Annotated in this window: 16 protein-coding genes and 7 tRNA genes; 18 read left to right on the plus strand and 5 right to left on the minus strand. The window is 53.4% G+C overall.

Annotated features, from left to right (window positions below; all coding sequences use genetic code 11):
- Positions 1-35: 35 nt before the first annotated feature.
- The 4 genes from chiQ to nagE all read right to left on the minus strand — a co-directional run bounded on the left by chiQ (position 36) and on the right by nagE (position 6,043).
- Positions 36-365, minus strand: coding sequence for a ChiQ/YbfN family lipoprotein (gene chiQ, locus ACMVME_RS12585; protein WP_025204664.1), 330 nt, complete (start codon positions 363-365; stop codon positions 36-38).
- A gap of 47 nt (positions 366-412) precedes the next feature.
- On the minus strand, positions 413-1,810 hold the full coding sequence (gene chiP, locus ACMVME_RS12590) for a chitoporin ChiP (RefSeq protein WP_020884980.1): 1,398 nt from the start codon (positions 1,808-1,810) through the stop codon (positions 413-415).
- Between the two features lie 446 nt (positions 1,811-2,256).
- Positions 2,257-3,924 (minus strand): glutamine--tRNA ligase, encoded by a 1,668-nt coding sequence (gene glnS / locus ACMVME_RS12595; protein WP_040016939.1) that lies wholly within the window; start codon positions 3,922-3,924, stop codon positions 2,257-2,259.
- Between the two features lie 169 nt (positions 3,925-4,093).
- Positions 4,094-6,043, minus strand: a complete 1,950-nt coding sequence (gene nagE / locus ACMVME_RS12600; protein WP_032677692.1) for a PTS N-acetyl glucosamine transporter subunit IIABC — start codon at positions 6,041-6,043, stop codon at positions 4,094-4,096.
- Between the two features lie 326 nt (positions 6,044-6,369).
- Here nagE and nagB point away from each other — a divergent pair, with 326 nt between their 5' ends.
- From nagB to ACMVME_RS12660, 12 genes are all read left to right on the plus strand, one after another.
- The gene (nagB, locus tag ACMVME_RS12605) at positions 6,370-7,170 is read left to right on the plus strand and encodes a glucosamine-6-phosphate deaminase (RefSeq protein WP_008501061.1); all 801 of its coding nucleotides are present in this window, start codon (positions 6,370-6,372) and stop codon (positions 7,168-7,170) included.
- A gap of 55 nt (positions 7,171-7,225) precedes the next feature.
- Complete coding sequence (nagA, locus tag ACMVME_RS12610) at positions 7,226-8,374, plus strand: N-acetylglucosamine-6-phosphate deacetylase (RefSeq protein WP_068795107.1); 1,149 nt, start codon at positions 7,226-7,228, stop codon at positions 8,372-8,374.
- Between the two features lie 8 nt (positions 8,375-8,382).
- On the plus strand, positions 8,383-9,603 hold the full coding sequence (gene nagC, locus ACMVME_RS12615; RefSeq protein ID WP_014169139.1) for a DNA-binding transcriptional regulator NagC: 1,221 nt from the start codon (positions 8,383-8,385) through the stop codon (positions 9,601-9,603).
- Between the two features lie 45 nt (positions 9,604-9,648).
- A complete protein-coding gene (gene nagD / locus ACMVME_RS12620) occupies positions 9,649-10,401 on the plus strand; it encodes a ribonucleotide monophosphatase NagD (RefSeq protein WP_020884984.1) in 753 nt (250 codons plus the stop codon).
- Between the two features lie 249 nt (positions 10,402-10,650).
- On the plus strand, positions 10,651-12,315 hold the full coding sequence (gene asnB, locus ACMVME_RS12625) for an asparagine synthase B (protein WP_010428626.1): 1,665 nt from the start codon (positions 10,651-10,653) through the stop codon (positions 12,313-12,315).
- Positions 12,316-12,542: 227 nt separating this feature from the next.
- Positions 12,543-12,619, plus strand: a tRNA-Met gene (locus ACMVME_RS12630).
- Positions 12,620-12,627: 8 nt separating this feature from the next.
- Positions 12,628-12,712 (plus strand) — tRNA-Leu (locus ACMVME_RS12635).
- A 23-nt stretch (positions 12,713-12,735) separates the two neighbouring features.
- Positions 12,736-12,810, plus strand: a tRNA-Gln gene (locus ACMVME_RS12640).
- 32 nt (positions 12,811-12,842) lie between these two features.
- Positions 12,843-12,917 (plus strand) — tRNA-Gln (locus ACMVME_RS12645).
- Positions 12,918-12,934: 17 nt separating this feature from the next.
- Positions 12,935-13,011: transfer RNA gene (locus ACMVME_RS12650), tRNA-Met, on the plus strand.
- 44 nt (positions 13,012-13,055) lie between these two features.
- Positions 13,056-13,130 (plus strand) — tRNA-Gln (locus ACMVME_RS12655).
- Between the two features lie 37 nt (positions 13,131-13,167).
- A tRNA-Gln gene (locus ACMVME_RS12660) sits at positions 13,168-13,242 on the plus strand.
- A gap of 96 nt (positions 13,243-13,338) precedes the next feature.
- Here ACMVME_RS12660 and ubiF read toward each other — a convergent pair.
- Positions 13,339-14,514, minus strand: a complete 1,176-nt coding sequence (gene ubiF, locus ACMVME_RS12665; RefSeq protein WP_068795108.1) for a 3-demethoxyubiquinol 3-hydroxylase — start codon at positions 14,512-14,514, stop codon at positions 13,339-13,341.
- A 136-nt stretch (positions 14,515-14,650) separates the two neighbouring features.
- Between ubiF and miaB the strand changes: the two genes are divergently transcribed.
- The 6 genes from miaB (at position 14,651) to ACMVME_RS12695 (ending at position 21,499) form a co-directional block, all read left to right on the plus strand.
- Entirely contained in the window at positions 14,651-16,075 is a 1,425-nt protein-coding gene (gene miaB / locus ACMVME_RS12670) for a tRNA (N6-isopentenyl adenosine(37)-C2)-methylthiotransferase MiaB (RefSeq protein WP_020884986.1), read from the plus strand.
- Positions 16,076-16,239: 164 nt separating this feature from the next.
- Positions 16,240-17,286 carry a PhoH family protein gene (locus ACMVME_RS12675; protein WP_020884987.1) on the plus strand — a complete coding sequence of 349 codons (1,047 nt, stop codon included), beginning with the start codon at positions 16,240-16,242 and terminating at the stop codon, positions 17,284-17,286.
- Positions 17,283-17,750, plus strand: a complete 468-nt coding sequence (gene ybeY / locus ACMVME_RS12680) for an rRNA maturation RNase YbeY (protein WP_032681423.1) — start codon at positions 17,283-17,285, stop codon at positions 17,748-17,750. The genes ACMVME_RS12675 and ybeY overlap by 4 nt, the downstream gene beginning before the upstream one ends.
- A gap of 89 nt (positions 17,751-17,839) precedes the next feature.
- On the plus strand, positions 17,840-18,718 hold the full coding sequence (gene corC, locus ACMVME_RS12685) for a CNNM family magnesium/cobalt transport protein CorC (protein WP_014169132.1): 879 nt from the start codon (positions 17,840-17,842) through the stop codon (positions 18,716-18,718).
- Positions 18,719-18,723: 5 nt separating this feature from the next.
- A complete protein-coding gene (lnt, locus tag ACMVME_RS12690) occupies positions 18,724-20,262 on the plus strand; it encodes an apolipoprotein N-acyltransferase (RefSeq protein WP_032681424.1) in 1,539 nt (512 codons plus the stop codon).
- 331 nt (positions 20,263-20,593) lie between these two features.
- On the plus strand, positions 20,594-21,499 hold the full coding sequence (locus tag ACMVME_RS12695) for an amino acid ABC transporter substrate-binding protein (protein ID WP_020884991.1): 906 nt from the start codon (positions 20,594-20,596) through the stop codon (positions 21,497-21,499).
- The last annotated feature ends 64 nt before the right edge of the window (positions 21,500-21,563 follow it).

The raw sequence follows: 21,563 nt of genomic DNA on the forward strand, positions 1-21,563 counted from the left end.
GCAAGCACAGCGCCACCGGGCCTTAACACGCTTAATTAATTTCCGTTGTTACTGCGTATTTCCTTCCAGATCTGGTCGCAACGCTTCGCCACTTCCTGATCGTTACCGGTTTTACGCGCCTGAATGCAGGCCTGATAGTCCATCACGCGAACATTTTCCTGCGTCGCAAACTGCTCATGCGCCTTCTCTTTCTTCAGCACATTCAGCACGCTCTGGCAGGCTTCAATTTTCTCCGGTGAGCCTTCAGCGGTGTTAATGCAGGCGCTGTAAGCCTCCTTCAGGCGAGAATCTTCTTTCGGTGCCGGGTCCTGGGCGCAAGCCACCAGCCCCGAGGCCAGCAACGCGACGATTACCATTTTTTTCATCATGTGCAGTCTCCATTCCGGCGGGACGGAACCCGCCGGAGCGTTCATCAGAAGATAGTGAATGGTGCTATAACCATGAATTTCACGTCACGTTCATCCTGGAAGATGTTGCCGTAACCGCCCGCGTAGCTTGGAATATCAGAGTGGTTGTCATACTGCGTGAAGTGCAGCTTGAACATCGTGCCTTTCGCACGTCCATCCTGCACGGTATAGATGGCATCCAGGCTGTAAGAGGACTCTTTCAGACGGTAGTTCGGATCGTAGTACGCATCCGGTGTGGCCATGTCGCCCGGTTTGGCGTCCCAGGCATACGCGTAGGAGGCGCCCACCGCCCAGCCCGGCAGGTTCCAGTTTTTCAGGTCATACATTGCGCCGAAGAAGACCGCTTTTTCGCCGTCGGCGTTGAAGTCAGAGCGGTTATCCCACCAGATATCCAGACGACCGTTGGAAGATGCGTAAGTCGGGGTCATACGCTGCAGGAAGTAGCCCTGCTGCCCTTCCGCCTTCACCCATGTTCCTTCCAGACGCAAATCCACCTGACCCACTTTATAGCCAAAGGTTAGCGCCTGCAGCCAGGCCGTGCCGTCATAAATATCGTTGACGCCACCATCGCTGACTTTGTCTCGCGTGCCGTAGAACTGGTAACTGGTACTCAACGGACTCCCTGCGATATCAAACTTGTAGCTGGCTTTGGCAAAATACTGATCGATATAACCTTCAGCCTGACCAAAAGCGGCTTCTAACACGAGGTCGTTTTTAAAATCGTACTTCGCACCCAGCGAGTGGAGGTAATCCACTTTGGTCTTTTTATCGTTCTGGTAAAACTTATCCATTTCGATATGCCACGGGGCTTTGTATTCGTTGGTCCACATATAGGAGAAACTCAACGCACCCGCATCACCGTAGTCAAAGTTAGCGCCGGCTTCAGCGCCCTGGTAAGTACCAGGCATAAAACTCCAGTGTGGCGCTAACAGGGTTTGGCCAGTTGGCTGAATATATCCGCCGCGCGCCCAGACTGGACCATATTTGAATTTTGCAGCGGCTTTATACAGGCTGATACCGCTTTTATCGCCGGACCAGTCTTCTTTATAGGCCTTATTGCTGGACGAGAAGGCAATTTCGTTCGGGTGTCCGCTGTCGCCATTTTCCGCCATTTCAATTGCCGTGAATGCGGCAATATCCAGGCCGAACATATCGGCGGCATAGCCTGACTGGAAGTCGAGGTTGGCGTTCCAGGTAGAGTGAGAAAGGTTGGTTTTGTATTTGTCTTCGGTAACGTCTTTACGGTCACGTTCACGCTGCCAGTAATAAATACCGCCCGTGAGGGTAGAATCTTCGATGAAACCTGCTGCCTTAGCCTCTGGCGCAATCACCAGGCCTGACATTGCTGTCACACCGGCGATAGCCAGCGCCAGCGCACTACGTTTGCCACTGAACGTACGCATAGATTATTCCTCTTTGACGAATTAAAACGCCTGAACGGCGAAAAATATAAAAGACCAAAAGGTCAGGGGTAGTCAGAAATACCCTCGAATTAACTACCGCCTTTAGGTTATTTTTCGCGACGCGAATTATCAATGCTTTTCAGTGGGCAAAAGTCAGGATTATGACGAAGTGCACATAATTCGTAGTGCTTTGTAACATTTAGCGGGAGACGAGATTTGGCGGGGCAAGTTATTAAATTTAAGCCAGTAATTGTGTAAATTACTGGTTATTTTCAGGTCTTCACTCTTTTCAGAAATATACAAACTTTTTTTAGAAAAATAAGTAGCACCACATTGACCTGAATATTGCGCAGACATTATTTTTGCTCGCGCTTAACGATATGATCATTCAATAAAAAAACGCCGCATTACGCGGCGTTTGTCTCTCATTGACCAGAGCAGCGTTATTATTCGCCGACTTTAGTCCAGGTATCACGCAGACCAACGGTACGGTTAAACACCGGTTTTTCCGAGGTACTGTGACGGCTGTCGAGGCAGAAGTAGCCTTCACGTTCGAACTGGAACGCTTTGCCCGCTTCAGCGGCTTTCAGAGACGGCTCAGCATAACCCTGCTTGATGACCAGAGATTCCGGGTTGATTGTCGCCAGGAAGTCTTCTGCTGCGCCTGGGTTAGGCACGCTGAACAGACGATCGTACAGGCGAATTTCAACCGGCAGCGCATGTGTTGCACTTACCCAGTGGATCACGCCTTTCACTTTGCGGCCATCTGCCGGATCTTTGCTCAGGGTTTCAGCGTCGTAAGAGCAGAAGATGGTGGTGATATTCCCTTCTGCATCTTTCTCAACACGCTCAGCTTTGATCACGTATGCGTTACGCAGACGCACCTCTTTACCCAGCACCAGACGCTTGTACTGCTTGTTCGCTTCTTCGCGGAAGTCAGCACGATCGATCCAGATTTCACCGCTGAACGGCACGTCACGTGTGCCCATTTCCGGCTTGTTCGGATGGTTAGGCATGGAGACCATTTCGCTCGCGCCCTGCGGGTAGTTTTCGATAACCAGTTTAACCGGATCGATGACGGCCATTGCGCGCGGCGCGTTGTCGTTCAGATCTTCACGGATGCAGGATTCCAGAGAGGCGATCTCAATGGTGTTATCCTGCTTGGTCACGCCGATGCGCTTACAGAACTCGCGAATAGACGCGGCAGTATAACCACGGCGACGCAGACCCGAGATGGTTGGCATACGCGGATCGTCCCATCCCTCAACGTGCTTGTCGGTCACCAGCAGGTTCAGCTTACGCTTGGACATCACCGTGTATTCCAGATTCAGACGAGAGAATTCGTACTGACGCGGATGCACCGGGATCGTGATGTTATCCAGAACCCAGTCGTACAGACGGCGGTTATCCTGGAACTCCAGCGTACACAGGGAGTGCGTAATGCCTTCCAGCGCATCGCTGATGCAGTGGGTAAAGTCGTACATCGGGTAGATGCACCACTTGTTACCGGTCTGATGGTGTTCAGCGAACTTGATACGGTACAGAACCGGATCGCGCATCACGATGAACGGTGATGCCATGTCGATTTTGGCACGCAGGCACGCTTTACCTTCCTCGAAGCCACCCGCACGCATTTTTTCAAACAGCGCCAGGTTCTCTTCAACGCTGCGATCGCGGAACGGGCTGTTTTTACCCGGCGCGGTCAGCGTGCCGCGGTATTCGCGGATCTCGTCAGCAGACAGCTCGTCGACATACGCCAGACCTTTATTGATAAGCTCGACCGCATAGGCATACAGCTGATCAAAATAGTCAGAGGAGTAGCAGATATCGCCAGACCAGTTGAAGCCAAGCCATTGCACGTCATTCTTAATAGACTCAACGTATTCGATGTCTTCTTTTACTGGGTTGGTGTCATCGAAACGCAGGTTGCACTGTCCCTGGTAGTCTTGCGCGATGCCAAAGTTTAGGCAGATCGATTTTGCATGACCAATATGCAGGTAGCCGTTTGGCTCCGGCGGGAAACGGGTATGAACTGTGGTGTGCTTACCACTGGCCAGATCTTCATCGATGATCTGACGAATAAAGTTACTCGGGCGGGCTTCAGCCTCACTCATCGTGGATTCCTCAAAGCGTAAACAACGTATAACGGCATATGATCTTATAAGCCGGACGTAGTGACAACCCTTAAAACGTCTCTGAAGAAAATAATGGGGGCAATTGCTGCAAAAAAAAGCGGCGGAGGAAAACCCCCACCGCTTAAGGCATGACTCTACTCAGGAGCGATTACTTGCCTTTAATCTCATACAGTGGCGTCTGGCCCGCAACGACCTGACCTTTCGCCTGAATCACCAGGCCGCTGAAGTCGTCGATATTGCTGCAAACGACCGGGCTAATCATGGAGCGCGCGTTAGCGTTCAGGTAATCCAGATCCATTTCCAGAATCGGCTGACCTGCCACCACGTCGGCCCCCTCTTCCACCAGGCGAGTAAAGCCCTGACCGTTCAGCGCGACGGTATCGATACCCATATGGACAACGATCTCCGCGCCCTTTTCAGTTTCGAGGCAGAACGCATGGTTGGTGTTGAAGATTTTAACGATGGTCCCGGCAGCCGGTGACACCACGGTTTTGTCCGTGGGTTTCACCGCCACACCGTCACCGACAGCTTTGCTGGCAAACGCTTCGTCAGGCACCTGCTCAATCGCAACCACTTCACCGGTAATCGGTGAAACCAGCGCGGCAATGGTCGTTGCGTTAGGGACGGCCTGCGGTTTTGCCACCGGGGCTTCCGTCACTGGCGCGCTGTTCGCTGCAGAAGCCGCGATCGGTCCACGGGCAACCACTTTCTTCATTTCATCGCCAATCGATTCCGCTTTCGCACCCACGATAACCTGGATGGTCTGCTTGTTCAGTTTCACCACGCCGGATGCGCCAAGGCGTTTACACATGGCATCGTTAACGCGCGCAGAATCACCTACCGTCAGGCGCAGACGGGTAATACATGCATCGATAGCTTTCAGGTTATCCGTACCGCCTACTGCGGCAATATAATTGGTTGCCAGCTGGGTCAGCCCTTCTTCAGTATTGCTGTTAGCTTCGCCAGTAACGATGTCGTCTTTCGTATCTTCGCGGCCTGGTGTTTTCAGGTTAAACATACGAATGACCGCGCTGAACAGAACGAAGTAGATAACGAAGAACACCAGACCCATTGCGACCAGCATCCAGACGTTCTTGCTCGCCGCGGGCAGGTTGTACATCAACACGTAGTCGATCGCGCCGGCGGAGAAGGAGAAGCCCGCATGGATACCCAGCAGCGTTGCAACAAACAGGCTAATACCCGTCAGCACAGCGTGCATGAGGTACAGCAGCGGAGCCAGGAACATGAACAGGAATTCCAGCGGCTCAGTAACACCGGTCAGGAACGCGGTGATGGCAACTGACAACAGCATCCCGCCAACCATTGGACGACGCGCTTTCGGTGCGGCCAGGTACATAGCCAGCGCCGCGCCCGGCAGACCAAACATCATGATAGGGAAGAAGCCCGACATGAACATGCCCGCGGTGCCGTCACCTGCATAGAAGCGGTTGATATCCCCGTGGAATACCGCGCCCGCGGCGTTGGTAAACTCACCAATCTGGAACCAGGCAATGGTGTTCAGCACCTGATGCAGGCCGGTTGGGATCAACAGACGGTTGATGAAACCGAAGATACCCGCACCCACTGCGCCAGCGGAAACAATCCACTCACCGCCCGCATGGATAGCGTGCTGCACCGGTGGCCAGATGTAGCCAAAGATCGCGGCCAGAATCAGACAGAAGAAGCCTGTCGCAATCGGCACAAAACGTTTTCCACCGAAGAAGCTCAGGAAGTCTGGCAGTTTGATCCCCGCCCAACGGTTATAAACAGCCCCGCCGACCAGACCGGTAATGATACCTGCCAGAACGCCCATGTTAATTTCTGGGTTTATCGTCACCATCGCTTTCGTCAGGATGAAGTAACCGACAGCCCCGGCCAGCGCCGCTGCACCCGCGCTGTCTTTTGACCAGCTGGATGCCACACCGATGGCGAAAATCAGCGCCAGATTGTCAAAAATCGCGCCACCCGCTTGCGCGATAAATGGCACATTAAGCAGATCGGGTTGCCCGAATCGCAGCAGCAGTGCTGCAACCGGTAGCACGGCGATAGGGAGCTGCAAAGCCCTACCGAGGCGCTGGAAAAAACCTAAAATATTCATCCTATTCCCCCTACGAGACCCTTATTAAGGCTCGTGCATAAACTATGTTTTTATTGTGTCGACAACGATAAATACAGTTGATGATTCACTGGCATTGTGAGTGTGTGAAAAATTAATTCGTATCGCAAATTAAACACGTATTTTTTGTGATTTTTGTCACCAAATATCGTTAATAACCCTCCCTTTCTCTGGCTAACAGTGAAAACTTATTTTATCATTCAAAAAATCAAGACGGATTGATCCGGCCTGAAAGGTTCCAGGTTACGCTTAGTTCAGGTTCCGATAGCCATCCGCCCACTCTTCTACTTTAACTCTTGAGGTGAACAATGAGACTGATTCCCCTGGCAACTGCTGAACAAGTCGGTAAATGGGCCGCCCGTCATATCGTTAACCGTATTAACGCGTTCAAACCCACCGCCGATCGTCCTTTCGTTCTCGGCCTTCCTACCGGCGGCACGCCGCTGACCGCGTATAAAGCCCTGGTTGAGATGCATAAAGCAGGCCAGGTTAGCTTCAAACATGTTGTGACCTTCAACATGGATGAGTATGTCGGCTTACCCAAGGATCATCCGGAAAGCTACCATAGCTTTATGCACCGTAATTTCTTTGATCACGTTGATATTCCGGCTGAAAACATTAACCTGCTGAATGGAAACGCGCCTGATATTGACGCAGAATGCCGTCAGTATGAAGAAAAAATCCGTTCCTACGGTAAAATCCACCTGTTCATGGGTGGCGTGGGCAACGATGGCCATATCGCGTTCAACGAACCGGCCTCTTCTCTGGCTTCCCGTACGCGTATTAAAACCCTGACCCATGACACGCGCGTGGCAAACTCCCGCTTCTTTGACGGTGATGTTAACCAGGTTCCAAAATACGCCCTGACCGTAGGCGTAGGCACCCTGCTGGATGCCGAAGAAGTGATGATTCTGGTTCTGGGCGGCGTGAAAGCGCAGGCGCTCCAGGCTGCCGTTGAAGGCAACGTTAACCACATGTGGACCATCAGCTGCCTGCAGCTGCATCCAAAATCAGTCATCGTGTGCGACGAACCGTCCACGATGGAACTGAAAGTGAAAACGCTGAAATACTTCAACGAGTTAGAAGCTGAGAACATCAAAGGTCTGTAATTGAATAACCGCCTCTTCATCAAGAGGCGGCCGCTTTTTTTAACCGGGGGTCGTTATGTACGCTTTAACCCACGGTCGGATTTATACCGGCCATGATATTCTGGATGACCATGCGATTGTTATCGCCAATGGCCTGATTGAACGTGTTTGCCCGCTGGCAGAACTGCCGCCGGGGATTGAACAGCGCTCACTCAATGGAGCAGTAATCTCCCCCGGTTTCATCGACGTACAGCTGAACGGCTGCGGCGGTGTGCAATTTAATGATACCGCGGAGGCGGTGACGGTCGACACGCTGGAAATCATGCAGAAAGCCAACGAGAAATCGGGCTGCACCAGCTATCTGCCAACCCTCATCACCAGCAGTGATGAGCTCATGAAACAGGGTATCCGCGTGATGCGCGACTACCTGGCAAAACACCCTAATCAGGCGCTGGGTCTGCATCTTGAAGGACCGTGGCTGAACATCGTGAAAAAAGGGACGCATAACCCGGATTACGTGCGTAAACCTGACGCTGAGCTGGTCGACTACCTGTGTGCCAACGCCGATGTGATCACCAAAGTGACGCTGGCTCCTGAAATCGCGGGACCTGACGTTATCAGCAAACTGGCCGCCGCCGGGATTGTCGTTTCAGCGGGCCATTCAAACGCAACGCAAAAAGAAGCGAAAGCAGGATTCCGCGCCGGCATTACCTTTGCGACGCACCTGTACAACGCGATGCCGTATATCACCGGTCGTGAACCTGGGCTGGTCGGGGCGATTCTCGATGAGCAGGACGTTTACTGCGGCATTATTGCTGACGGCTTGCACGTTGATTACACCAACATTCGCAACGCCAAGCGCCTGAAAGGTGACAAACTCTGTCTGGTAACCGATGCCACCGCACCGGCAGGGGCAAATATTGAGCAGTTCATTTTTGCCGGTAAAACAATATACTACCGCAATGGACTGTGTGTTGATGAAAACGGTACGCTGAGTGGTTCCTCCCTGACGATGATTGAAGGGGTGCGTAACCTGGTTGAACATTGCGGGATTGCGCTTGATGAAGTCCTGCGTATGGCGACCCTTTATCCTGCGCGCGCGATGGGCGTAAATAAACAGCTTGGCGGAATTGCACCAGGTATGGTTGCAAACCTGACGGCATTCACACACGATTATAAAATTATCAAGACCATCGTTAATGGTAACGAGGTCGTCACTGAGTAAGTAAAAGTATGACACCAGGCGGACAAGCTCAAATCGGTAATGTCGATCTCGTTAAACAACTTAACAGCGCGGCGGTTTATCGTCTGATTGACCAACACGGGCCAATCTCGCGCATTCAGATAGCCGAACAAAGCCAGCTTGCTCCCGCCAGCGTGACAAAAATTACCCGTCAGCTCATTGAGCGCGGACTGATCAAAGAAGTCGATCAGCAGGCCTCCACCGGAGGCCGCCGCGCCATCTCCATTATTACCGAAACCCGCAATTTTCAGGCGATCGGCGTCCGTCTTGGTCGTCATGACACCACCCTTACGCTCTATGATCTGAGCAGCAAAGCCATCGCGGAAGAACACTACCCGCTTCCGGAGCGCACTCAGGAGACGCTGGAACACGCGCTGCTGAATACCATTGAACACTTTATCGAGAGCTGTCAGCGCAAAATCCGTGAACTGATTGCGATCTCGGTGATCCTGCCAGGCCTGGTGGACCCCGAAAGCGGCGTGATCCGTTATATGCCCCATATAAAGGTTGAGAACTGGGGGTTGGTAGATGCGCTGGAAAAACGCTTTAAAGTGACCTGTTTCGTGGGGCACGACATCCGCTCTCTGGCCCTGGCAGAGCACTACTTTGGTGCGAGCCAGGATTGTGAAGATTCGATTCTGGTGCGCGTACACCGCGGTACAGGGGCAGGCATCATCTCTAACGGGCGCATTTTTATTGGCCGCAACGGTAACGTCGGTGAGATTGGTCATATTCAGGTAGAGCCGCTTGGCGAACGCTGCCACTGCGGAAACTTTGGCTGTCTGGAGACGATTGCCGCCAACACGGCGATTGAACAGCGGGTGCGCCATCTGCTTGAACAGGGTTACCAGAGCCGCGTCACGCTGGACGATTGCAAGATAGGGACTATCTGCAAAGCCGCCAACAAAGGCGACGCGCTGGCCTGTGAAGTTATTGAGCAGGTGGGTCGCCATCTGGGTAAAACCATCGCCATCGCCATCAACCTGTTTAACCCGCAAAAAGTGGTGATCGCCGGTGAGATTGTGGAGGCCGAGAAGGTCCTGCTGCCCGCCATTGAAGGCTGCATTAACACTCAGGCGCTGAAAGCCTTCCGCCAGAACCTTCCCGTCGTTCGTTCTAAGCTTGACCATCGCTCAGCGATAGGCGCATTTGCGCTGGTTAAACGCGCCATGCTCAACGGTATTCTGTTGCAACATTTGCTGGAAAGTTGATCGGGTCTTATAGTAACGCCTTCTTTTTTTGATGTCGGAATGTCCATGACCATTAAGAATGTAATTTGTGATATCGACGGCGTGCTGATGCACGACAACGTTGCTGTACCAGGTGCTGCGGAGTTTCTTCACCGCATCATCGACAAAGGAATGCCTCTGGTTCTTCTCACGAACTACCCTTCTCAGACCGGTCAGGACCTGGCAAACCGCTTTGCCACAGCAGGCGTCAACGTGCCGGACAGCGTGTTTTATACCTCTGCCATGGCCACCGCTGATTTCCTCAAGCGCCAGGAAGGAAAAAAGGCCTACGTGGTGGGTGAAGGGGCGCTGATCCACGAGTTATATAAGGCAGGGTTTACCATCACAGATGTGAACCCGGACTTTGTGATCGTTGGCGAAACGCGCTCCTATAACTGGGAGATGATGCACAAAGCCTCCTACTTTGTTGCCAACGGTGCGCGTTTTATTGCCACCAACCCGGATACCCACGGCCGTGGTTTTTACCCTGCCTGCGGCGCGCTGTGTGCCGGTATCGAAAAGATCTCTGGCCGGAAACCATTCTACGTGGGCAAGCCCAGCCCGTGGATCATCCGTGCTGCGCTGAACAAGATGCAGGCCCACTCTGAAGAAACGGTGATTGTCGGCGACAACCTGCGCACCGATATCCTGGCCGGATTCCAGGCGGGCCTGGAAACCATTCTGGTGCTTTCCGGTGTCTCCACGCTCGACGATATTGACGCCATGCCCTTCCGACCGAGCTGGATTTATCCCTCCGTCGAAGAAATTGATATTATCTGATCCCAAACCACGCCTCAGCGCGTGGTTTTTTATTTTCACGCCCGATAAACAAACCCACATCTAACAAAACAGCCGATTTATTGCATAATCATCAATAAAAGCGTTCATGACGTGCTCGTTTTTCACTATTCGGCAATCAGCATTGCACTATTTCCGTTTTATCCCGTAAAACCCTTGCGCGCCCTCCTCCTTTGCGGCATTTTCATAAGCAAGCAACATTACAAAGCAACAGGGTTAACGGAGAAGGTTATGTGTTCAATTTTTGGCGTACTGGATATTAAAACTGACGCAGGCGAACTGCGTAAAAAGGCACTCGAATTGTCCCGCCTGATGCGCCATCGCGGCCCGGACTGGTCCGGCGTTTACGCCAGCGATAAAGCCATCCTGGCACACGAACGTCTGTCCATTGTTGACGTCAACGCCGGTGCGCAGCCGCTGTATAACGAGAAAAAAACACACGCGCTGGCTGTCAACGGTGAAATCTATAACCATCAGGCGCTGCGCGCCGAGTACGGCGACCGTTACGCCTTCCAGACCGGTTCTGACTGTGAAGTGATCCTGGCGCTGTATCAGGAGAAAGGCCCGGAATTCCTCGATGATCTGCAGGGTATGTTTGCCTTCGCCCTGTACGACAGCGAAAAAGATGCCTATCTGATTGGCCGCGACCATATTGGTATTATCCCGCTGTATATGGGTCACGATGAACACGGCAACTTTTATGTCGCCTCAGAAATGAAAGCCCTGGTGCCGGTTTGCCGCACCATTAAAGAGTTCCCGGCAGGAAGTTACCTGTGGAGTAAAGACGGTGAGATCCGTCAGTACTATCAGCGCGACTGGTTCGACTATGATGCGGTTAAAGACAACGTGACTGATAAAGCCGAACTGCGTCAGGCGCTGGAAGATTCTGTTAAAAGCCACCTGATGTCAGATGTGCCTTACGGCGTACTGCTCTCCGGCGGGCTGGACTCGTCCGTGATCTCCGCGATCACCAAGAAATTCGCCGCGCGTCGTGTTGAAGATCAGGAACGTTCAGAAGCCTGGTGGCCGCAACTGCACTCCTTTGCTGTGGGCCTGGAAGGTGCACCGGATCTGAAAGCCGCGCAGGAAGTGGCAAACCATCTCGGTACCGTGCACCATGAGATCCACTTCACCGTGCAGGAAGGCCTGGATGCGATCCGCGATGTTATCTATCACATCGAAACCTACGATGTGACCACCATTCGCGCTTCCACGCCGATGTACCTGATGTCGCGTAAGATCAAAGCGATGGGCATTAAGATGGTGCTCTCCGGTGAAGGGTCTGACGAAGTGTTTGGCGGCTACCTTTATTTCCACAAAGCGCCGAACGCAAAAGAGCTGCACGAAGAGACAGTACGTAAACTGCAGGCGCTGCATATGTTTGACTGCGCACGCGCCAACAAAGCGATGTCTGCCTGGGGTGTGGAAGCCCGTGTTCCCTTCCTGGATAAGAAATTCCTCGACGTGGCAATGCGCATCAACCCGCAGGACAAAATGTGCGGCAACGGCAAAATGGAGAAACATATCCTGCGTGAATGTTTCGAATCCTACCTGCCGGCGAGCGTGGCATGGCGTCAGAAAGAGCAGTTCTCTGACGGTGTCGGGTATAGCTGGATCGACACCCTGAAAGAGGTGGCGGCAAAACAGGTTTCCGATCAGCAACTGGAAACCGCGAGCTTCCGCTTCCCGTACAACACGCCAGGCTCCAAAGAAGCGTATCTGTACCGTGAAATCTTTGAAGAGCTGTTCCCGGTGCCGAGTGCGGCGGAGTGTGTTCCGGGCGGCCCGTCCGTTGCCTGTTCTTCGGCTAAAGCCATTGAATGGGATGAATCTTTCAAGTCAATGAACGATCCATCAGGACGTGCGGTAGGCGTACACCAGTCTGCCTATAAGTAATCGAAAAGCATCCAATCAGGCCCTGCGGGGCCTGATTTTTTTGGCCCCCTATTTCACTCCCCAAAAACGATAAATAACCAATAATTGCCGAATATTCGGTCACGCTGTTCGCAACCTAACCAAACAGTCACATTCCGGCTATTTTCGTTGAAAAAGGTGTTGACGCTGCAAGGGTCTATACGCATAATGCGCCCCGCAACGCCGATAAGGTAACGCGAAAAAAAGATGGCTACGTAGCTCAGTTGGTTAGAGCACATCACTCATAATGATGGGGTCACAGGTTCGAATCCCGTCGTAGCCACCATCTTTTTTGCGGGAGTGGCGAAATTGGTAGACGCACCAGATTTAGGTTCTGGCGCCGCAAGGTGTGCGAGTTCAAGTCTCGCCTCCCGCACCATTCCCAGGTAAGCGTTGCACGGATGGGGTATCGCCAAGCGGTAAGGCACCGGTTTTTGATACCGGCATTCCCTGGTTCGAATCCAGGTACCCCAGCCATATTTCTTCGATTTTGCGGTTCTCCGCGGTATTGGGGTATCGCCAAGCGGTAAGGCACCGGTTTTTGATACCGGCATTCCCTGGTTCGAATCCAGGTACCCCAGCCATCGAAGATTGCAGTACTGGCTACGTAGCTCAGTTGGTTAGAGCACATCACTCATAATGATGGGGTCACAGGTTCGAATCCCGTCGTAGCCACCAAATTAGTCATCTGTCGAATGATTCGGTAGACGAGAAAAAATTGTTGGGGTATCGCCAAGCGGTAAGGCACCGGATTCTGATTCCGGCATTCCGAGGTTCGAATCCTCGTACCCCAGCCAATTTAAAAAAGTCGTTAAGCACATTGTTTAACGCAATTGGGGTGTCGCCAAGCGGTAAGGCTCTGGTTTCTGATACCAGCATTCCGGGGTTCGAATCCCTGCACCCCAGCCACTTAGTAACAAAAAAGCCCGCTCTGCGGGCTTTTTTGTTTTTGTTGGATTATGTACCGCATCCGAAAGCCCTCTCCCGCAGGAGAAGGCACTCAGATTAAAGGCCTAACGCGTACTTCAGTGCCTGACGCTTCAGCCCACCGGCACGCTCCGCCGCCATCAACCCAATGTTACGCAGAATGCGCACCGGACCAAGATCGTTACTGAAGCCGGCGTAAAACAGATCCATCCCCGACTGCATGATAAAGTTATCCGCCATGCGCCGCGTCTGGTAACGTTTCAGTACCGGATGGCTGGCCCAGGCCTCCGCGTGGGCGCGCGCATTACCCAGCACATCCAGTAAAGCCTCAACGTCACGGTATCCCAGGTTCACGCCCTGCCCCGCCAGCGGGTGAATGGTGTGTGCCGCATCCCCCACCAGCGCCAGCCCTGCACGGGCATACTGCAATGCATGGCGACGGGTAAGCGGAAACGCCCCGGCGGCAACCGGCATGACGTTGCCCAGACGGCGTGGGAAGTGCTGATGGATCTCTCGCTGCAGCTGCTCCATTGAAAGCCCCTGCAACTGACGAATGCGCGCCGGTTTGTCATACCACACCAGCGACGCCCAGCGATCAAACAACGGTAAAAAGGCATGCGGGCCATTCGGGGTAAAGTGCTGCCAGGTGCTCTCACCTGGGTCATTCTCACACTGCACGGTGATCAGCATGCACGCCTGCTGGTACTGCCAGGCATGAATACCAATTCCCGCCATTTGCCTGACCTGTGAGTTGGCACCATCCGCTCCGACAACCAGCTTCGTGGCCAGCTCATCACCCTTATCCAGCTCAAGCAAATACCCGCCTTCGTGGGGATGCAGTGCTTTAAGTGACGCCGGGACGCGCAGCGCCACTTTCGGATGCGCCTCCAGGGCCTGCCAGAGCGCCAGCTGGAGGACCGTGTTTTCCACCATATAGCCCAGGCGGGGCAGCTTCAGTTCAGCGGCATCAAACGCGACATGCGCATTCTCCCACTCCCAGGTTTCGAGACGGCTGTAAGGGTGCGCGCGCATCCCGAGCACGGCATCCCAGACGCCCAGCCCGCGCAGCAGATCGACAGAGGCAGCGCTGATAGCTGAAATTCGCACATCCGGCTTTGCCGTCGGGTCAAACGCAACAGGGGCAGCCTGCTCGATAACCGTCATCTCAAATCCCTGCTGCGCCAGCCCCAGCGCGAGTGCGCCGCCGACCATACCGCCGCCGACAACGGCAATTTCGGTTTGTTGGAGAGTCATGGTCAATTATCCTTAATGGTATATACCTTAAGTTTACCGGATTTTTTCGGTCTTGAGGTTGACAACCTTCATACTGGTCACAACCGCAGCAAAGCATTACAATACGCGCCCTGCATTCCTGAGCATGAGCAAGTCGATGACAAAAAAACTCCATATAAAAACCTGGGGCTGTCAGATGAACGAATACGATTCATCCAAGATGGCCGATCTGCTGGATGCCACGCACGGGTATCAACTGACTGACAACGCGAACGAAGCGGACGTGTTGCTGCTCAATACCTGTTCGATCCGTGAGAAGGCGCAGGAGAAGGTGTTCCATCAACTGGGCCGCTGGAAGCTTATCAAACGCAAAAGACCCGATGTGATCATTGGCGTGGGTGGCTGTGTGGCCTCGCAGGAAGGCAAACTGATCCGCCAGCGTGCTCACTATGTTGATATTATTTTTGGCCCGCAGACGCTGCACCGTCTGCCGGAGATGATCAACGCCGTTCGCGAGAATCGCCGCCCAGTGGTTGACGTAAGCTTCCCGGAAATCGAAAAATTTGACCGTCTGCCAGAACCACGCGCGGATGGTCCAACAGCCTACGTCTCCATTATGGAAGGCTGTAACAAGTACTGCACCTATTGTGTCGTACCGTATACCCGCGGCGAAGAAGTGAGCCGTCCGACCGACGACATTCTGTTTGAAGTGGCGCAACTGGCGGCACAGGGTGTGCGTGAAATTCATCTGCTGGGCCAGAACGTCAACGCCTGGCGCGGCGAGAACTACGACGGTACCACCGGCAGCTTTGCAGAACTGCTGCGCCTGGTGGCCGCGATCGACGGCATCGACCGCCTTCGCTTCACCACCAGCCACCCGATGGAATTTACCGATGACATCATTGATGTGTATCGCGACACGCCAGAGCTGGTGAGCTTCCTGCATCTGCCGATTCAGTGCGGTTCCGACCGCGTGCTGAACCTGATGGGACGTCCACATACGGTACTGGAGTACAAATCCATCATCCGCAAGCTGCGTGAAGCCCGTCCTGACATCCAGATTAGCTCCGACTTTATCGTTGGCTTCCCGGGCGAAACCACGGATGACTTTGAGCGCACGATGAAGCTCATTGGCGAAGTGAATTTTGACGTCAGCTACAGCTTTATCTTCTCAGCGCGTCCAGGTACTCCTGCGGCCGATATGGTCGACGATGTGCCGGAAGAAGAGAAAAAGCAGCGTCTGTATATTCTGCAGGAGCGTATCAACCAGCAGGCCAACGCCTGGAGCCGTCGTATGGTCGGCACCGTCCAGCGTATTCTGGTGGAAGGCACTTCCCGTAAGAGCATTATGGAGCTGTCAGGACGCACCGAAAATAACCGCGTCGTGAACTTTGAAGGCACGCCAGACATGGTCGGTAAATTTGTGGACGTGGAGATTGTCGACGTGCTGACCAACTCCCTGCGCGCGAAAGTGGTCCGTACCGAAGACGAAATGGGTCTGCGCATCGCACAGTCGCCGGAATCCGTCATGTCCCGCACCCGCAAAGAAAGCGACGCTGGCGTCGGTATTTACCAGCCATAACGCCATCCGGCCTGCCGTTTCGGCAGGCCTTGTATTTCCTCTCATCGCCCCCAATATCTTCCGCAACGCTTGCGCCTTTATTCTATGGCGTGAATAATTTCGGTAATGACCGTTTTATTACGCCAGGTGGCACCGGGTCAGTTAAACAATCAAAGAGGAACAGTTTGAACATAGATACGCGTGAAATTAGCCTTGAGCCAGCAGACAACGCTCGCCTGCTGAGCCTGTGCGGGCCGTTTGATGACAACATCAAACAACTGGAGCGACGTCTGGGTATCGAAATCAATCGTCGCGATAATCATTTCAAACTCACCGGACGCCCTCTCTGCGTCAACGCCGCTGCGGATATTCTGCGTAGCCTGTATGTGGATACCGCCCCAATGCGCGGTGAAATACAGGATATCGAGCCAGAACAGATCCACCTCGCGATCAAAGAGGCGCGCGTGCTTGAGCAAAGCGCAGAAAGTGTGCCGGACTATGGCAAGGCCATCAATATTAAGACCAAACGTGGCGTTATTAAGCCGCGTACGCCAAACCAGGCACAGTACATCGCCAACATTCTCGACCATGACATCACCTTCGGTGTGGGCCCGGCGGGTACGGGTAAAACCTATCTGGCCGTTGCCGCGGCGGTTGATGCGCTCGAACGCCAGGAGATTCGTCGCATCCTGCTGACCCGTCCGGCGGTGGAGGCGGGTGAAAAACTGGGCTTCCTGCCAGGCGATCTGAGCCAGAAGGTTGACCCTTACCTTCGTCCGTTATACGACGCACTGTTCGAGATGCTCGGCTTTGAGAAAGTTGAGAAGCTGATTGAGCGTAACGTGATTGAAGTTGCCCCGCTCGCCTATATGCGCGGCCGTACGCTGAATGACGCGTTCATTATTCTCGATGAAAGCCAGAACACTACCATCGAACAGATGAAAATGTTCCTGACACGTATCGGCTTTAACTCAAAAGCGGTCATTACCGGTGACGTCACGCAGATTGACCTGCCGCGCAGCACCAAATCGGGTCTGCGCCATGCCATTGAAGTGCTGGCCGACGTCGACGAAATCAGCTTTAACTTCTTCCACAGCGAAGACGTGGTCCGTCACCCGGTTGTGGCGCGCATCGTTAACGCTTATGAAGCATGGGAAGAAGCAGATCAGAAGCGTAAGGCCGAACTGGCCGCAGAACGTAAGCGCGAAGCGCAGGAGCAAGAACAAAAATGAGTCAGGTGATCCTCGATTTACAACTGGCATGTGACGATAATTCCGGTTTGCCAGAAGAGGCGCAGTTTCAGAAATGGCTGGATGCGGTTATCCCCCAGTTTCAGGAAGAATCAGAAGTCACGATTCGTCTGGTGGATGAAGCCGAAAGCCATGAGCTTAACCTGACCTACCGCGGGAAAGATAAGCCGACCAACGTGCTCTCTTTCCCCTTCGAAGCCCCACCGGGAATTGAGATGCCGCTGCTGGGCGATCTGATCATCTGCCGCCAGGTCGTGGAACAGGAAGCTAAAGAGCAGCAAAAACCGCTGGAAGCTCACTGGGCGCATATGGTGGTACACGGTAGCCTGCATCTGCTCGGCTACGACCATATTGAAGATGACGAAGCGGAAGAGATGGAGTCCCTCGAGACAGAGATAATGCTTGCTCTGGGCTATGAGGATCCGTACATTGCCGAGAAAGAATAGTCAGTCGACCGACTGACTAACATGCCGCCGCGTAGGGAAATAGCGCGGCGGTAAACGTTGAACTAACAAGAGAACCCTTAACAAACGCCATGAGCGACGACAATTCACACAGTAGCGACACGACAAACACCAAAAAGGGATTTTTCTCCCTCATTCTGAACCAGCTTTTCCACGGCGAACCTAAAAACCGTGACGAACTGCTGGAGCTGATTCGTGATTCCGGGCAAAACGACCTTATCGATGAAGATACGCGCGAAATGCTCGAAGGGGTAATGGACATCGCCGACCAGCGCGTTCGCGACATCATGATCCCCCGCTCGCAGATGATCACCCTGAAACGTAACCAGACTCTGGACGAGTGCCTCGATGTGATCATCGAATCCGCACACTCGCGTTTCCCGGTCATCAGCGAAGATAAAGATCACATTGAAGGGATTTTGATGGCGAAAGATCTGCTGCCGTTTATGCGCAGCGATGCCGAAGCCTTCAGCATGGAAAAAGTGTTACGCCAGGCCGTGGTTGTGCCGGAAAGTAAACGTGTGGATCGGATGCTGAAAGAGTTTCGCTCTCAGCGCTACCACATGGCGATTGTTATTGATGAATTTGGTGGCGTTTCCGGTCTCGTCACGATCGAAGATATCCTTGAGCTGATCGTGGGCGAAATCGAAGATGAGTATGACGAAGAAGAGGATATCGACTTCCGTCAGCTTAGCCGTCACACCTGGACCGTTCGCGCGCTGGCCTCGATTGAGGACTTTAACGACGCCTTTAGTACCCATTTCAGCGATGAAGAGGTCGATACTATTGGCGGGCTGGTGATGCAGGCCTTTGGCCACCTTCCGGCACGCGGCGAGACCGTTGACATCGACGGTTACCAGTTCAAAGTGGCAATGGCCGACAGCCGACGTATTATACAGGTTCATGTCAGAACGCCGGACGACTCACCGGTGCCAAAACTGGAAGATTAATGTAAATGGCATTTGCCCCATTACTTGAACGCCAGCGCGTACGTCTGCTGCTGGCGCTGTTACTCGGAGCCAGCGGAACGCTGGCTTTTTCTCCTTACGATATCTGGCCTGCAGCCATTCTCTCCCTGATGGGACTTCAGGGTTTAACCCTGAATCGTCGTCCCGTCCAGGCGGCAGCGATTGGCTACTTCTGGGGACTGGGGCTGTTTGGCTCCGGCATCAACTGGGTCTATGTCAGCATCGCTCAGTTTGGCGGTATGCCAGGACCCGTTAACGTCTTCCTCGTGGTACTGCTGGCCGCTTATCTCTCGCTCTATACCGGTCTGTTCGCGGGTATCCTTTCTCGCCTGTGGCCAAAAACCACCTGGCTGCGCGTTGCCATTGCTGCGCCGGTTGTCTGGCAAATTACCGAGTTCCTTCGCGGCTGGGTACTGACTGGCTTCCCGTGGCTGCAGTTCGGTTACAGTCAGATTGATGGCCCGCTAAAGGGGCTTGCTCCGGTAATGGGCGTTGAAGCGATTAACTTCCTGTTGATGGTGGTGAGCGGACTGCTGGTCCTGGCGCTTGTCACACATAACTGGAAGACGCTGGTCGTGGCGCTGGTGTTGGTTGCCCTGCCTTTCCCACTGCGTTATATCCAGTGGTACAGCCTGGTGCCAGAGCGCACTACACAGATTTCAATGGTGCAGGGGAATATCCCTCAGTCAATGAAATGGGACGAGAAAGAGCTGCTGAACACGCTGAAGATCTACGCTAACGCCACCGAGGCGGTCATGGGTAAATCGCAGCTGATCATCTGGCCAGAGTCGGCGATTCCGGATCTGGAAATTAACCAGCAGCCGTTCCTGAACATGATGAACGATCTACTGCTGGCTCGCGGCAGTACGCTGGTTACCGGGATTGTCGATGCGCGTCTGAATCAGCAGAACCGCTACGACACCTACAACACCATCATTACGCTGGGTAAAGACAGCGAATACAGCTACAACTCCACTGACCGGTATAACAAGAATCACCTGGTACCGTTTGGCGAATTTGTACCGCTGGAGTCCATTCTGCGCCCGTTAGCACCGTTCTTTGACCTGCCGATGTCCTCATTCAGCCGTGGCCCGTACGTTCAGCCCCAGCTGCATGCGCACGGTTTTGCCCTGACGGCGGCCATCTGCTACGAAATTATCCTCGGCGAGCAGGTGCGCGATAACTTCCGTCCGGACACTGACTTCCTGCTGACTATCTCCAACGATGCCTGGTTTGGTAAGTCGATTGGCCCGTGGCAGCATTTCCAGATGGCGCGGATGCGCTCCCTGGAGCTGGCGCGCCCGCTGCTGCGTAGCACCAACAATGGCATTACCGCCGTGATTGGCCCGCAGGGCGAAATCCAGGCCATGATCCCGCAGTTCACCCGTGAAGTGCTGACGACCAACGTCACGCCTGCGACGGGCCTGACGCCTTATGCCCGCACCGGCAACTGGCCGCTGTGGATCCTGACCGCGCTGTTCGGATTTGGCGCGGTGCTGATGAGCTTGCGTCAGCGTCGTCGATAATTTCCCCTCCCTTCCCCTCTCCCGTTGGGAGAGGGCATTTCTGGCACGTCTCTTGCTTTATTTCCCCACGTAAACGCAGTTTGGCTTAACGTGCAACTTCGTCGCACCAGCGTAGATCACCGGTAGCACCGAAACGGTGCAACGAGAGATATTTGCCTCTGATTGGTGCGGCGCGCTTCGCAAAAATAAACAATAACGCAGCAAAATCTTTACATTAAGCCAGACTAAATGTTAACAAGCTTGCATAACACTGCACTCGCATAGCGCGAGATATAACAACATCACAATGGGTATCAATGCGTCACTGGCGCTGATAAGAAAGGAGTTGGGTATGCAATTACGTAAACTGGCCACAGCAATGCTGGTTATGGGGATGTCGGCAAGCGTCGTTCACGCTGAAGATGCTCCGGCTGCCGGGAGCACTCTCGACAAGATTGCCAAAAACGGCGTGATCGTGGTCGGCCACCGTGAATCTTCTGTCCCGTTCTCTTACTACGACAACACGCAAAAAGTCGTGGGCTATTCACAGGATTACTCCAACGCTATCGTTGAAGCTGTGAAGAAAAAGCTGAACAAACCTGACCTGCAGGTGAAGCTGATTCCAATCACTTCACAAAACCGTATTCCACTGCTGCAAAACGGCACGTTCGATTTTGAGTGCGGTTCCACCACCAACAACCTTGAACGTCAGAAACAGGCTGCCTTCTCTGACACCATCTTCGTCGTGGGCACCCGCCTGCTGACCAAGAAAGGCGGCGAGATCAAAGACTTTGCGGACCTGAAAGGCAAAGCCGTCGTTGTTACCTCCGGTACCACTTCCGAAGTGTTGCTGCACAAGCTGAACGACGAGAAGAAAATGGATATGCGCATCATCAGCGCGAAAGATCATGGCGACTCTTTCCGTACCCTGGAAAGTGGCCGTGCTGTGGCGTTTATGATGGATGATGCCCTGCTGGCAGGCGAACGTGCAAAAGCGAAGAAACCAGACAACTGGGATATCGTCGGCACGGCGCAATCTAAAGAAGCGTACGGTTGTATGCTACGTAAAGACGATCCGCAGTTCAAGAAGCTGATCGATGACACCATCGCTCAGGTTCAGACCTCCGGTGAAGCGGAAAAATGGTTCGATAAATGGTTCAAGAACCCGATTCCACCCAAAAATCTTAACATGAACTTCGAACTGTCTGACGACATGAAAGCGCTGTTCAAATCACCAAACGACAAGGCTCTTAACTAATTAGAACAACAGGGGCGGGATCTCCTGCCCTCTCGATTGTCGGGAAGCATGGACAGACTATACG

The sequence above is a fragment of the Enterobacter cloacae complex sp. 2024EL-00711 genome, from assembly GCF_047529885.1.
GTDB classification, from domain to species: domain Bacteria; phylum Pseudomonadota; class Gammaproteobacteria; order Enterobacterales; family Enterobacteriaceae; genus Enterobacter; species Enterobacter ludwigii.